13 protein-coding genes are annotated in these 13,917 nt (G+C 57.6%); 6 read left to right on the top strand and 7 right to left on the bottom strand.

Features of this window, described 5'->3' with window-relative positions; translation table 11 throughout:
• Positions 1-17 precede the first annotated feature (17 nt).
• Positions 18-329 (top strand): putative quinol monooxygenase, encoded by a 312-nt coding sequence (locus G3O01_RS12260; RefSeq protein WP_205804918.1) that lies wholly within the window; start codon positions 18-20, stop codon positions 327-329.
• A gap of 63 nt (positions 330-392) precedes the next feature.
• Here G3O01_RS12260 and G3O01_RS12255 read toward each other — a convergent pair whose 3' ends face one another.
• From G3O01_RS12255 to fdnG, 3 genes are read right to left on the bottom strand one after another with little or no spacing between them, the layout of a single operon-like run.
• A complete protein-coding gene (locus G3O01_RS12255; protein WP_205804917.1) occupies positions 393-1,046 on the bottom strand; it encodes a formate dehydrogenase subunit gamma in 654 nt (217 codons plus the stop codon).
• Positions 1,030-1,956 (bottom strand): formate dehydrogenase subunit beta, encoded by a 927-nt coding sequence (fdxH, locus tag G3O01_RS12250; RefSeq protein ID WP_205804915.1) that lies wholly within the window; start codon positions 1,954-1,956, stop codon positions 1,030-1,032. Before fdxH ends, G3O01_RS12255 begins: the two co-directional genes overlap by 17 nt.
• Before the next feature lie 9 nt (positions 1,957-1,965).
• Positions 1,966-5,028 carry a formate dehydrogenase-N subunit alpha gene (gene fdnG, locus G3O01_RS12245; RefSeq protein WP_205804913.1) on the bottom strand — a complete coding sequence of 1,021 codons (3,063 nt, stop codon included), beginning with the start codon at positions 5,026-5,028 and terminating at the stop codon, positions 1,966-1,968.
• A gap of 272 nt (positions 5,029-5,300) precedes the next feature.
• Here fdnG and G3O01_RS12240 point away from each other — a divergent pair, with 272 nt between their 5' ends.
• Together G3O01_RS12240 and G3O01_RS12235 are read left to right on the top strand one after the other, a co-directional pair.
• Positions 5,301-6,398 (top strand): alkene reductase, encoded by a 1,098-nt coding sequence (locus tag G3O01_RS12240; protein WP_205804911.1) that lies wholly within the window; start codon positions 5,301-5,303, stop codon positions 6,396-6,398.
• A gap of 298 nt (positions 6,399-6,696) precedes the next feature.
• Positions 6,697-7,710, top strand: a complete 1,014-nt coding sequence (locus tag G3O01_RS12235; protein WP_205804910.1) for an AraC family transcriptional regulator — start codon at positions 6,697-6,699, stop codon at positions 7,708-7,710.
• A gap of 83 nt (positions 7,711-7,793) precedes the next feature.
• Here G3O01_RS12235 and G3O01_RS12230 read toward each other — a convergent pair whose 3' ends face one another.
• From G3O01_RS12230 to G3O01_RS12215, 4 genes are all read right to left on the bottom strand, one after another.
• Positions 7,794-7,940, bottom strand: a complete 147-nt coding sequence (locus G3O01_RS12230; RefSeq protein WP_205804909.1) for a hypothetical protein — start codon at positions 7,938-7,940, stop codon at positions 7,794-7,796.
• Positions 7,941-7,952: 12 nt separating this feature from the next.
• Entirely contained in the window at positions 7,953-8,951 is a 999-nt protein-coding gene (gene cydB, locus G3O01_RS12225; RefSeq protein ID WP_205804908.1) for a cytochrome d ubiquinol oxidase subunit II, read from the bottom strand.
• Positions 8,952-8,992: 41 nt separating this feature from the next.
• Positions 8,993-10,393 carry a cytochrome ubiquinol oxidase subunit I gene (locus G3O01_RS12220; protein ID WP_346779178.1) on the bottom strand — a complete coding sequence of 467 codons (1,401 nt, stop codon included), beginning with the start codon at positions 10,391-10,393 and terminating at the stop codon, positions 8,993-8,995.
• Positions 10,394-10,837: 444 nt separating this feature from the next.
• The gene (locus tag G3O01_RS12215) at positions 10,838-11,209 is read right to left on the bottom strand and encodes a response regulator (RefSeq protein WP_205804906.1); all 372 of its coding nucleotides are present in this window, start codon (positions 11,207-11,209) and stop codon (positions 10,838-10,840) included.
• A 318-nt stretch (positions 11,210-11,527) separates the two neighbouring features.
• Here G3O01_RS12215 and G3O01_RS12210 point away from each other — a divergent pair, with 318 nt between their 5' ends.
• The 3 genes from G3O01_RS12210 to G3O01_RS12200 all read left to right on the top strand — a co-directional run bounded on the left by G3O01_RS12210 (position 11,528) and on the right by G3O01_RS12200 (position 13,900).
• The gene (locus tag G3O01_RS12210; protein ID WP_205804905.1) at positions 11,528-12,199 is read left to right on the top strand and encodes a response regulator; all 672 of its coding nucleotides are present in this window, start codon (positions 11,528-11,530) and stop codon (positions 12,197-12,199) included.
• Between the two features lie 322 nt (positions 12,200-12,521).
• The gene (locus tag G3O01_RS12205) at positions 12,522-13,010 is read left to right on the top strand and encodes a DUF3331 domain-containing protein (RefSeq protein ID WP_205804903.1); all 489 of its coding nucleotides are present in this window, start codon (positions 12,522-12,524) and stop codon (positions 13,008-13,010) included.
• 218 nt (positions 13,011-13,228) lie between these two features.
• Positions 13,229-13,900 (top strand): response regulator, encoded by a 672-nt coding sequence (locus G3O01_RS12200; protein ID WP_346779174.1) that lies wholly within the window; start codon positions 13,229-13,231, stop codon positions 13,898-13,900.
• Positions 13,901-13,917 lie beyond the last annotated feature (17 nt).

Raw genomic sequence — 13,917 nt, 5'->3', positions numbered from 1 at the left:
TCCAAGGAGAAAGACACGTGACCACAACCGTAAAGATCGTCGCGATATTGACCGCTAAAGAGGGGCGCGAAAGCGAACTGGAAACGCTGCTGCGCGGCATGGTGCCGCTCTCTCGCGCTGAGGCTGGCAACCTTCGCTACGATCTGTGGCAGGACGGTGATAACCGTGGCCGTTTCGTGCTCGATGAGCTTTACAAAAGCGATGACGCCATCGTCTCGCATCGGGCAACGCCACACTTCCAGAACTACCTGTCCCGTATCGGCGAGCTTGCGGAGCGTACCGCTGTCGTCGTGCACGGCGTGGATGTAGCCGATCAAGCCGGCACCTGAGCTGCCTGTTACGCAACTGCCTGTTGGTTGGCAGTTGCGTAAGAACATGGTCGAGCCCGTCGGCTAGTGTGTATTCCTGGATTTCAATAGCGAGCGGAACCAGCGTGGATGATGCTTTCTCGCCCAGCCCGGCGTGACATAACCGTGAAGCATCGCGCCCAGCGTTCCCTGAATCCAGATTCCCGCGTAAATGTGAACCAGGATAGCCGCAATCAGCACAAAGGCCGCGGCTGCATGCGCAAGTGCACCAAGCCTGACAACGTCGATTGGAAGATAACCTGAGAAGTAGCGTCTCCAGATCGCGATTCCGGATAGCAACAACACGATCATGCAGGGCAGCAGTGTCCAGAAGAGCATTTTCTGGCCGGCATTGTAGCGCCCGACTTCCGGCACGCCTTCCTCGCGATTGTTGAGAATGTCGAGGATATGCATGAGCCATCGAATGTCATTCATTTCGATCAGGTTGTGATGCCAGTAGCGCAGTGCAAGGCACGCAAACGAAGAAAACATCACAAGGCCGATGAACGGATGCAGGATCCGCAGCCATTGTCCGCCGCCGAACAGATTCGATAGCCAGAACATCGCGGGATGAAACAGCGCCAGTCCGGAGAGCGCCAATAATACGAAGCTTATCGCGGTGATCCAGTGGATCGTTCTTTCGTTTGCGTTGTAGCGCTCGATCAGATTGTCGTGAGTCCACTTACCGTCCTCGCTCATCGCTATCCTCCTTGTACACTTCCATGTCGGCGCGGGCGGCCTCCTCGTCAGCAGGGTGAACCTTGTTGGGGCCTATCCTGATGTAATGGAAAAAGGTCGTGATGATGGTCAGGAAAAGGATGGCCAGCGCCATCGGTTTGCCGATCCCTTTCCATAGAACGACCATCGGGTTGATGCGCGGCTTGTCCGGCAAACCGTGATAGAGCGACGGCTGATCCGCATGATGCAGCACGTACATCACGTGTGTACCGCCCACTGCTTGCGGATCATACAGACCGGCCTGGTCGAAACCTCTGTCTTTGAGATCCCGGATACGATCGGCGGCTTGCGCCTTCATATCTTCTTTCGTGCCAAACATGATCGCGCCAGTTGGGCATGTCTTCGCGCACGCCGGCTCCTGGCCAACGGAAACGCGGTCGGAACACAGCGTGCATTTGTACACGCGATGTTCCGTCTTCGACAGACGCGGAATATTGAACGGGCAACCGGCGATGCAGTATCCGCAGCCGATGCAGTTCTCTTCATGAAAGTCCACGATTCCATTGGTGTACTGAACGATCGCACCTGGAGACGGGCATGCTTTCAGACAGCCGGGATCGGCGCAATGCATGCATCCGTCTTTGCGGATCAGCCATTCGAGATCGCCTTTCGGATTCACATATTCCGTAAAGCGCATCACGGTCCATGAATGCTCGGTCAGGTCGCGTGGATTGTCATAGACGCCAATGTTGTCGCCGACTTCGTCTCTCAGATCGTTCCATTCCATGCACGCGGTCTGGCATGCTTTGCAACCAATGCATTTGGACACGTCGATGAGTTTCGCGACCGTGCCCGTGACCGGATTCCGGTCACCCGGCGGTAGCACTGTCGTGGCCGACAGACGCTTGATATCCAGCGATTGCAAAGCCATGGTTCGCCCTCAGACTTTTTCGACTTTCACGAGAAATGATTTGAACTCGGGCGTCTGCGTGTTCGCATCGCCGACCGATGGCGTCAGCGTATTGGCCAGATATCCGAGCTTCGCGACACCTTTGTATCCCCAGTGCAATGGAACACCAACCGTCTCGACTTTCCTGCCGTCGACAATGAGCGGCTTGATCCGCTTCGTGACCACGGCATTGGCGATGATGTATCCACGCTTCGACGAAACCTTCACGCGATCACCGGCAACGACGCCAATCTGCTTCGCAAGCTCTTCACTGATCTCGACGAACTGCGCGGGTTGAACAATGGCGTTTAGCCGCGCATTCTTGGTCCAGAAATGGAAATGCTCAGTGAGGCGATAGGTCGTCGCCGTGTGGGGAAACTCTCGGGCCGAGCCGAAATTCGCGCGATCATTGGGAAACACTCTCGCAGCAGGATTGCTGGTTACATCCGGCCGATCCGGATGCAACGGATTGAACCCAAGCGGTGTTTCAAAGGGCTCATAGTGTTCGGGAAACGGTCCCTCGTTCATCAGTGTCCGGGCGAAGAAGCGCGCTACGCCTTCGGGGTTCATGATGAACGGACCCATCCCGAGAGAAGGCGCTTCGTTTTCCTTGTAGTCCGGAATGTCGGCGCCATCCCATTTCTTGCCGTCCCAACGGATGATCTTTCGCGAAGGATCGAACGGCTGCCCGTTGATATCGCACGACGCGCGGTTATACAGGATGCGGCGATTTTCAGGCCATGCCCACGCCCATCCCAGACTTTGTCCGATGCTCGTCGGATCGCTGTTGTCCCGGCGAGCCATCATGTTGCCTTCTTCCGTCCACGAGCCGCAGAAGATCCAGCAACCGCTTGCGGTACTTCCGTCGTCGCGAAGCTGCGAAAAACCTGAGAGCTGTTGTCCCGCTTTCAGTACTGTTTTTCTGTTCGGATCGACGATATCGCTGACTACCGAGCCGTTGTACTCTTTCGCCAGTTCTTCAGGCGTGGGGCTTTCAGGATCGACATACGGCCAACTGAGCTTGAGTATCGGATCCGGATATGCACCGCCTTGCGTGCGATACATCTCACGCATCCTTGTGAAGATATTCGACATGATCTCGGCGTCGCTGAGTGCTTCACCGGGCGGCTCGGCGCCTTTCCAGTGCCATTGCAGCACACGCGAAGAACTTACCACCGAGCCATTTTCTTCGGCAAAACACGTGGTCGGAAGCCGGAACACTTCGGTCTGTATCTTCGACGGATCGGCATCGTTGAACTCACCATAGTTCTTCCAGAACTCGGATGTCTCGGTCGCCAGCGGGTCCATGATCACGAGCCACTTGAGCTTGCTCAACCCGTCGAAGACTTTCGCCTTGTTCGGCGCTGAAGCGATCATGTTGAAGCCCTGGCAGACATAGCCCGTCATCTTGCCCTGTACCATCAGTTCGACGTTCTGGATGACGTCATAGGTCTTGTCGGGTTTCGGAAGATAGTCGTAAGCCCAATTGTTTTCCTTCGTCGCCGCATCGCCCCACCATGACTTCATCATGCTCACGAAGAAGGCGGGGTAGTTCTGATAGAAGCTGAGCTGGTTAGGACGCAATGGCTTGAGCGTGTGCTTGCGGATGTAGGCTTCGTAGTCCTGGTCGTTTTCCGTGGGAAGCACCATGTATCCCGGAAGCATTTCGCTCAATAGCCCGAGGTCTGTCAGCCCCTGGATATTGGAGTGTCCGCGTAGCGCGTTGACACCGCCGCCCGCGATCCCGATGTTCCCCAACAGTAACTGCACCATCGCGCCCGTGCGGATGATCTGTGCGCCGATCGAATGGTGTGTCCATCCAAGTGCATAGAGGAGCGTCCCCGCGCGATTGGGCGTGGCCGTACTGGCGAGCACCTCGCAGACGTGCAGAAACTTCTCTTTCGGTGTGCCGCAGATTTTCTCCACCATTTCCGGCGTGTATCTGGAGAAGTGCGTCTTCATCAGCTGGTAGACGCAACGCGGATTGGAGAGCGTTGCATCCGTCTTGACGTAACCGTCTTCGCCGTACTCGTAGTCCCAGGTACTTTTGTCGTAGGCGCGCTTCTCTGCGTTATAGCCGGAGTAAAGACCGTCGTTGAACTCGAAGTCACTCCGGACAATGAAACTGAAGTCCGTGTAATTGCGGACGTACTCATGCTGGATTTTGCCGGTGGTCAGTAGATAGTTGATGACGCCGCCCAGAAATGCGATGTCCGTACCCGTGCGGATCGGCGCATAGTAATCAGCGACCGACGCCGTGCGCGTGAAGCGCGGGTCGACCACGATCAGGCGCGCGCCACGATGCGCTTTCGCCTCGACGACCCATTTGAAGCCGCAAGGATGCGCCTCGGCTGCATTGCCGCCCATCACGAGGATCACATCGGCATTGCGGATATCGACCCAATGGTTTGTCATCGAACCGCGGCCAAACGTCGGGGCAAGACCTGCCACCGTCGGGCCGTGTCAGACACGGGCCTGATTATCGAATGCGAGCATTCCCAGACTGCGGACCACCTTGTGCGTCAGGTACCCGGCTTCGTTACTCGCGGCGGATGCAGCGAGAAAACCTGTCGTCACCCAACGGTTGACTGTCTTTCCCTCGGGGGTTTGATGAACGAAGTTCGCGTCGCGATCTGCTTTGAGCAGTTTCGCGATGCGATCGAATGCGTGGTCCCATGAGATGGGCGTCCATTTGTCCGACCCGGGCGCGCGATATTCGGGGATCGTGAGACGCGATTCGCTGTGAATGATGTCGAGAAGGCTGGCGCCTTTCGGGCACAAGGTGCCGCGATTGACGGGATGATCGGGATCGCCCTCGATGTGAATGATGCTGCCTTTCGCGTTCTTCGCGTTGTCGCCCAATGCGTACATCAGGATGCCGCATCCAACCGAGCAATACGTGCAGGTGTTTCGTACTTCAGTGGTACGACTCAGCTTGTATTGACGAACTTCCGCTATCGCGGCACCTGGAGAAAAGCCCAACAATGCGACGCTCGAACTGGCGAGTGTCGCAGCCGAAATCTTCAGGAACTGCCGTCGTGTCAGGCTATCCATGGATGTTTCCTAAACCGGTGTCACACGGCATTGTTGGGGACACTCTCGCGCTCCCGTATATCGTCCCCGATATCGGCTGACGCGTATTCTGCGAACGCACGATCTTTCGAAAAACACGGTGTTCGCTCACTGGAGGAGACACGCCGCTGCGTCGGGCCACATACGTTGTCACTTCAACGTGGAATTTTTCTATCTGAACCGCTTGGAGTGCTGCGTGAGAGCCGGGTGTTATAAGTTTCCCCAACCTCTTACGTAACCGAAGGAGTGTCGATATGGATCACGGTGGCCTTTTTTCTCCGACGTCGATTGGCGCCATTCCCGTCGCGAATCGCATCGCGATGGCGCCATTGACCCGCTCGCGCGCCGGGATGGATGGCGTGCAGTCGGCGCTCGCGGTCGAGTACTATCGGCAACGTGCGTCGGCGGGACTCATCGTCAGCGAGGCCACGAACATCTCGCAGCAGGCGCGCGGCTACGCGTTCACGCCGGGTATCTATACAGAGCCGCAGGTGGCCGCGTGGTCAGCTGTCACGCAGGCCGTACATGAAGCAGGCGGCCGTATCGTGCTTCAGTTGTGGCACGTTGGACGCATGTCGCACGTCAGCCTGCAAAAGGACGGTGCCGCGCCCGTCGCGCCGTCGGCCGTTCAGGCGGACGACGAAGTCTTTACGGTAGACGGCCCCGCGCGGCCTTCAATGCCTCGCGCGCTGGAGCTGGGAGAGATACCCGGCATCATCGAAGACTATCGGCGTGCTGCGAGCAATGCGAAGGCGGCAGGATTCGACGGCGTTGAAGTGCATGCCGCCAACTGTTATCTGCTGGAGCAATTCATTCGCGACAGCACGAACAGGCGTACCGACCGTTATGGCGGCTCGATCGAAAACCGCACGCGGCTTGCCATTGAAGTTATCGAAGCCGTGGCCGGCGTCTGGAACGCCGATCGTGTCGGCGTACGCCTGTCGCCGATTACGCGGGCTGTCGGCGATACGCCGCTGGACAGTGATCCACAGGCAACCTATGGATTTCTGGCGGAACGCGTTGGGAAGCTCGGTCTCGCATGGCTGCATTGCGTGGAAGGGCAAACGCGCGGCAAGAACGCAGCGGGAGATTTCGATTTCAAGGCACTGCATGCGTCCTTCGGCGGTAAGTACATTGCTAACAACAGCTACGACCGCGCGCTGGCAATGGAAGCCGTGACGTCGGGCTACGCCGATATGATCGCGTTCGGAAGACCATTTATTGGGAATCCCGATCTGGTGGAAAGGCTGCGCCACGAATTGCCGCTGACAGATGCAGCAGTCGAAACGTACTATGGCGGCGGAGCAGAAGGCTACACAGACTTTCAACGGTTCGCGCAATCTTCGTCGTAATGTCCCGCTCACGGGTTGCTTGCACTGCGGCGTGGCAAGTGACCCCTCATAACCTTACGCCAGCTGATTCCGCGACACACACGATTTTTTCTCTACCCATACTTTCGTTTAGGGTCTGGAGGGATCGCCAGGGCAGTTCCATACCGCCGTAGACTATTCGCCTTCCTCTGGTGACGCTATCTTTTGTACGTACCCCCGGCTTTACCGCCAAGCGTTCGGGTGTGTACGAAAACAGCTCTGCGTCACTCGGCACAGAGTGTCCTCGCGCTACTTCTGAGCGGAAACAGAGGGAAGATCCATGCACGAATCACTTGCTATCGGTCTATACACCGAGCCTACCAAGGTCGCTTCTTACCCGTCCGGACTTGTCACACGAAATCCATGCCTCGAACAGGCCGGCGACCGGCAAAAAGCCATTCTGGGCGCTGAACTGCAAATCGACCGTCAGTCGATTCACAAGGCAGACTCTTTCGTCGCGTCGAGATGGACGAGTGAAGCACCGCGAATCTGGAACACGACGGTCGACCCCCAGCACATGCTCGTTGCCCTCTGTTTGCGGCAATCGGTTGTCACGGTCGTGTCGAACGACAAGCCTTTCTATGACGGCGTGCTCGATCGCGGGGCGGCGCTTGTTTTGCCATCCGGTGTTGAGGTGAGCGGCACGTTTCACACGCCAGCCGACTTCCTGCATGTCTACGTACCCGCGCACTGGCTGACGGAGTGGCTCGACGACGGAGAGGCGCCGAATATCACTTCGCTGTTCGCCGCGGCGCCGTTGCATGTTCGGGATTCCGTCGTTATCAAGCTCACAGGCACACTTTTGCGTGCTTTGCACGGCCGTGCTTCGACAAGTTCGCTTTACGCTGACGGCATCACGATGTCTATCCTCGCCAGATTGCTGGAGAACATCGTTGCACGCGCATCGATCAAGCCGGCCCGCGCTTCATCCGTGTCACCGCTCGAAGCATGGCGCGTCAAGATCGCGATCGATTTCATCGACCAGCGGATCGACGGAAGTCTGACTCTGGCGGAACTAGGCGGCGCAGTCGGACTCTCGCCGATGCACTTTGCGGCACGTTTCAGGGCCGCGACGGGGACTTCTCCGCATACGTTCATTCTGCGCAGACGGGTCGAACATGCGAAGACATTGCTTGCGACCACCAGATCGACGGTTGCCGATATCGCATTCAGCGTCGGATTCCGTACTCAGGCGCATTTCACGACGGTGTTCCGGCGTCACGTCGACGACACGCCTCACCGGTGGCGGGCGAAACACGGCAGATCGGAGAATGCACTCGCGCGAGGCATATGATGTGTAGTGACTGACTCGAAGCCGGCGGCGCAACAGTCCGCCGGCTTTTCGCATTTGAGGTTTGCTGCCCGAGCGCAACGGCTTTAATGGCGCATCGCTGCTGCAACGAGGAAGTGGAACGGCATGGCAAGCAGCATGGTTCCAACGAAGCCCACCAGCCACAGAATGACAAACCACATCATGCGTTTGCCGACCGTCGTGGACTCAGAATCGGAAGTTGGAATGGACATGACGGATCTCCTTCAATGGTATTGGCTGCCCGCTTCGAGCTTGCCGCGGAAAACCCAATAACCAGCAGTCGTATACACCACGATGATCGGGATGATGATCACCGCACCCACCAGTGCGAACAGCTGACTCGGACGAGGCGACGCAGCGTCCCAAAGCGTGACGCTATTGGGTATCGCATAAGGCCATATGCTGATCAGAAGGCCGATGTAACCCAGCAGGATAAGAACCAGGCACAACACGAACGGCGCGAGATCCGAGCCGCGTTTGACCGCGATATACATCAGTGCCGTTGTGATCGCTACGAGAAACGGCACGGGATACAGCCTGTAGCGAAACGATGAATCGAACCAGCGCGCGGCAACCTGCGCGTCCGTCAGCGGTGTCCAGATGCTGACGGCCACGATAAATCCCAGCAACGCGAGCGTCAGCGGCCATACCAGCGCACGCAGACGTTCCTGAAATTCCCCATCTGTTTTGAGCACCAGATAAGTCGCTCCCTGCAGCGCGTAGGTAACCATCAAACCCATGCCTGTGAAGAAGCTGAATGGTGTCACCCAGAAGAATGGATCGCCAGAAAAAACACCGTTCGTCACGGGAATGCCGTGGAGATAGGCACCCAGAATCACGCCCTGAAAGAAGGCGGCACCGGCCGAACCGCAGATGAATGCAAGGCTCCACACGTTCTTCGTGCGATTGGCCTTGCCGCGTACTTCGAACGATACGCCGCGAAAGATCAGGCACACCAGCATGAAGGTAATCGGCAGATAAAGTCCGGATAGCGCGACCGAATAGACCATTGGAAAGGCCGCAAACAACGCTGCGCCTCCCAGTACCAGCCAGGTTTCATTGCCGTCCCAGACGGGCGCGATGCTGTGCATCATCATGTCTCGTTCGCTGTCGACTGGAAAGAACGGAAAGATCATGCCGATGCCCAGATCGAACCCGTCGAGCGCGATGTACATAAAGAGGCCGAGTGCAATGATGGCGGCCCATACCACGGTAACGTCCATGCCAGGCTCCGGGATGCGTGATTGAAGTGGACTGCGGCGAACTATTCCGTTGCAGCGGCGAGCGGACGCCGTCCGCTGGCTTCTGCGGGATCGACGTGCACGGGCGTTGGCGCGCCATGGTCTGTCTGTCCTGGTCCGGCGTGGATGAGCTTCATGATGTAGTAGATGCCCGTGCCGAATACGAGAAAGTAGACCATCACGAACACAAGCAGGGACACGCCGGCACTTTGCGCTGTCACCGGCGAAACGGCATCCTTCGTTCGAAGCACACCGTAGACGACCCATGGCTGGCGGCCGGCCTCCGTGGTGATCCAGCCTGCAATCAGCGAGATGATGCCCGTCGGTCCCATCAGCACCGTGAGCCATTGGTAGGGCCGGAATTCGAAAAGCTTGCCGCCTCTGCGCAAGATGACGCCGACGATTGCAGTCAATATCATCAAGACGCCGAGACCTGCCATGATGCGAAAAGTCCAGAAGATCAGCGATGAATTCGGGCGATCTTCCTTGGGAAACTCCTTCAGTCCTCGAATCTCGCCATTCCAGCTGTGCATGAGAATCAGGCTGCCCAGATGCGGTATTTTGATTGCGTAGCGGGTTTCCTCCGCCTGCATGTCGGGAAAACCAATGAGGTTCAGCGCGGTGCCGCCCTTCTCGGTCTCCCACAGCCCTTCAATAGCGGCGATCTTTGCAGGTTGGTAATGACGCGTGTTCAGCCCGTGCTGATCGCCGACAAATGCCTGAATGGGCGCAAGAAACAGCAGTAACCACAGCGCCATCGAGTACATGGTTTTGACTTCGGGATCGCGGCGTCCGTGCAGCAGATGCCAGCCGCCCGTTGCTGCGACGATCAGTGCGGCGACGATAAACGCGGCCATCGTCATATGCGCCAGTCGATACGGGAAAGACGGATTGAATACGACAGCAAACCAGTCGACCGGCACGACGTGACCGTGCTCGATGGAAAAGCCTTGCGGCGTTTGCATCCAGCTATTCGACGACAATATCCAGAAGGTTGAAATCAGCGTGCCGATCGCGACCAGTAACGTGGCGGCGAAATGGGCTTTGGGTCCGACCTTTTGCCAGCCGAACAGCATGATTCCGAGAAACCCTGCTTCGAGGAAAAAGGCGGTCATCACCTCGTACGTCAGAAGCGGACCGGTGATCGGCCCTGCGAAACTGGAGAACCCGGACCAGTTGGTTCCGAACTCATAAGCCATGACGACGCCGGACACCACGCCCATGCCAAAACCAACGGCGAAGATCCTGGACCAGTAGATACACAGTTCCTTGTAATGCGGTTTTCCTGTTTTCAGATAGCAGCCTTCGAGCACAGCCAGAAAGCTGGCCAACCCGATGCTGAGTGCCGGAAACATGATATGGAAAGAGACTGTGAAGGCGAACTGCAGCCGTGACAGATCGAGCGCATTGGCATCCATCGAAATCACCTTTAACCAGGCGCGCCTGTACTTTGGAACGTCACACGATCATTGCAAGAGGAGCGTGTGCGCGTCGCAAGAAAGTACGGCGTCGCTCAAGGATTTGTGCCGCCAGTTTTCAGAGATCGACTTTCCGCCTTGAAGCCGTCGGGGTCGAAGGATCTTCGAGAGGGAAAGGTGTACGTCAGCCCTGAATGCAAGTGCTCTCGATGGCAACACACTAGCGCGACAGGCTGCTGCGAGAAAATAGTACCGGGGTATGGCGTCGCCTTAAGTCGACGTCAGAACCCTATACCGTCGTATAGATTTTGACGCGAGCAGCCTCGATGTCATCACGCGGAGGCGTAAAGCGGGTACATTAGCGCGCTAGTGGTTTTTGACAGCGCATCGCGACGCGCGCTGCCGTGTCGGGCGAACAATCGTTGCGCGTGACGCGCGTGCGCAAGCAAGCTAGGGCTTACCTACCGCCTGCTGGATTCTGGCGAGTATCACGTTCGAATCGAGCGGCTTTTCCAGGTACGCAATCGCACCGTTGGCAAGCGCAACGGCCTCGTCCTGAACGTTCGGATATCCCGTGATGAAAATCGTTGGAGGCGCGATGCCTCCGGAAGCGAGTTGCGCGTGCATCTCAATGCCGGACATGCCCGGCATGGTGACGTCCGAGATCAGCAATCGCGTGTTTCGCGCGATACCGGAGCGAAGAAATGCATCGGCGCAATCGAAAGAGGCAACATCCCACCCAATGGAGCGAATGAGATTCTCGATCGCCTCCCGAACCGATTCGTCATCTTCTACTATCGAAACAACGGAGGTGGGCGTCACGGGATTCCCTCGGACGGGTTCCACAGGTGGAACGCACGGCGACCCTGTGGGTTGTGAACTGTTATCGTTCTAGAATAATGGGTCACCTTCAGTGCAGTAACCATACGTTGGTATAAAAATACGTCTGCTTTATGTAAGACCACGCAGCCCAAGATGTAATGGGTATTGCTGGCAAACACATCGCCTGAGTACTGACAGAGCAGGGACAGTCCACGAAGCCGGTCCTTACAATGGAAAGGGTCGTATTCTGGGCCACCCGGCGCAACGCTCGCATCGAGCGGATAATTGGACGAAGAATTGCGTGAGAGGGAAAGCGTAATGACGACCACCGGGAAATCGACTTCGGCTGATGGCGACGGTTCGCTGACGCCGTCGATCGTATACATCATCGACGACGATGAAGATGTGAGAGAGTCGTTGGGCAGTCTGTTGCGCTCGGTGGGACATCGCGTCGAGGCATTTAGCTCGCCCGTCGAATTCATTGCGTTTCGTCGGGAAAGCATTCCAAGTTGCCTGATCCTCGATGTGCGGCTGCGCAGCGAAAGCGGACTCGCTTTCCAGCAGTCTATCGCCAGCCTCGCGCCTCACATTCCGATTCTTTTCATCACAGGGTTTCCTGACGTCGAGATGTCCGTCAAGGCGATGAAAGCGGGCGCGATGGATTTCTTCTCCAAGCCTTTCCGCGAGCAGGACATGCTCGACGCTGTGACTCAGGCGCTGCGTCGCGATGCCGAGCGTCTGGCATTCGAGTCCTCCATTGCCGAGCTGCGTGGTCGCTACGATTCGTTGACGCCGAAAGAGCGCGATGTCCTCGAGTTCGTGCTTGCAGGGCTGCTCAACAAACAGATCGCCGATGAAATGCACCTCAGCGAAATCACGATCAAGCTGCATCGCGGCCAGGTGATGCGCAAGATGGGCGTGCGATCGGTGGTCGAACTGGTTCGCCACGCTCAGGTGCTGGGCGTGAATCCGCGGGCACGCCGCACCTGATTCTCTTGCCTGTCGCGAGCCACGCCGTCAAGACACACTAACCAAAAGTATAAGGTCCGGCGATTTTCCTCACGAGGTGCAACCCTTTGTAGGTCTGGCATCACTCGCTACGCGGCGATATCTTGAATGGGCCGCGTTCGCTGCGAGCCGTGCACCTGAAACAGCCCGCCTGCAGCCTGTATCGCATGTGATCCGCCAGCCACGACCATAGCGGACCATCTCCGCGACAACGCGCGGCCTCGTTTGAAGGGGAATCTGTGTCAGCGGCGCACGCTTCGTGACTCCGCCGACATGGGAATGCAAGTGTCGAATGGAGGCGTAGATGCTGCTAGACGCAAACCTCGTCGATCCGTGGACCCGGACAATCAATCTTCTGTCCTTGCGTCCGGATCCATCGTGCACGATTGAAGAGCCCATCGATCAACCTCTGCGCCGCAGGGCGGTCGAGAGTAACGCTGCAACGTGGGAACCGTGCGTGACGGTGATCGATCGGCCAAGTGCACTGACCGTCGTGCTCGATTGGCGTGATCCTACGAAATGCTGTTATCGCGAGCAGCTATGGGTTTCTGCGCGTGCGCGTGTGTCGGGCCGCTGTGCCATGACGGGCGCAGCGATCGAGCCGGGCGATGACATTTTCCGTCCGCGCCCGGCGCGCCCCGCGCCACGCAACGTGACAGCGATGGTGCTCGCGTCGGCGGTAGAAGCGTGTGCCGCTTCACTGCCGCCGTTGCTCGAGCAGCGCTGCGCGCCCTGTTCCGCTGAAGACGTGCGCCGTTACGCGGAAGATCTCGCGCTGGACGCCGCCGGGTGAAACTCCGCCATGCGCCGCAATGGGCCGACCAGGCGGAGACGGCCGGACATGATTCTTCGCCTGGGGATCTGCTGCAATAAACATGCGCGTGCCGCATATGTAAACGATGCCGTTTTCCGCTTTTTATCTGTCTCCAGACGCATTATTCGGAAATTAACGTGGTTCTGTTGCGCGGCGGTGAGTAGTATTAGATTGGGATCGTTTCACGGGACAAGACAGTGAACGGCAATCTGACTGGCCAGCACGCGACCGAAAATCCAACCGTCTTCATCGTCGATGACGATGAAGACGTGCGCGATGCGTTGCAGCAGCTGCTGAGATCGGTTGGCACCAGGGCCAGCGTCTTCTCCAATGGAGAAGCGCTGATCGAGGCGCTGAAAGACGGGCCTCTGAACGACTCGCCTGCGTGTATCGTGCTCGACGTTCGTCTCAAGGGCCAAAGCGGCTTGATGGTGCAGCAGGAGCTTGCGCGACGCGGTGTTTCTCATCCCGTGATCTTTCTGACCGGGCACGGCGACATCGTCATGACCGTCAAGGCGATGAAGGCGGGCGCGGTCGATTTCCTCACGAAACCATTGCGCGACCAGGATCTGCTCGACGCGATCGCGGAAGCGATCAGTCTGGACCGTTTGAGACTGGCGGATGCATCGGCCTTGCAAGACCTGCAAGACCGCTGGATAGAGCTGACGCCACGGCAAAAGCAGGTCATGCATCGGATCGCACGCGGCATGTTGAACGGCCAGATAGCGAGCGAACTCGGAGTCAGCGAAATCACCGTGAAGATATACCGCGGGGAAGGGATGAAACGGCTCGGTGTGAAGACACTCGGTGAGTTCATTCAGAAAGCAAAGCTGCTGGGACTCGCCGTCACGCCATCCGAATCGGCATAGTGGTAAAGCGGCGATTG

The sequence above is a fragment of the Burkholderia sp. Ac-20365 genome (assembly GCF_017104715.1).
Taxonomy (GTDB): Bacteria; Pseudomonadota; Gammaproteobacteria; order Burkholderiales; family Burkholderiaceae; genus Paraburkholderia.
The sequence above is the reverse complement of the archived record's forward strand: the minus strand, read 5'-3'. Positions and strand labels throughout refer to the sequence as shown.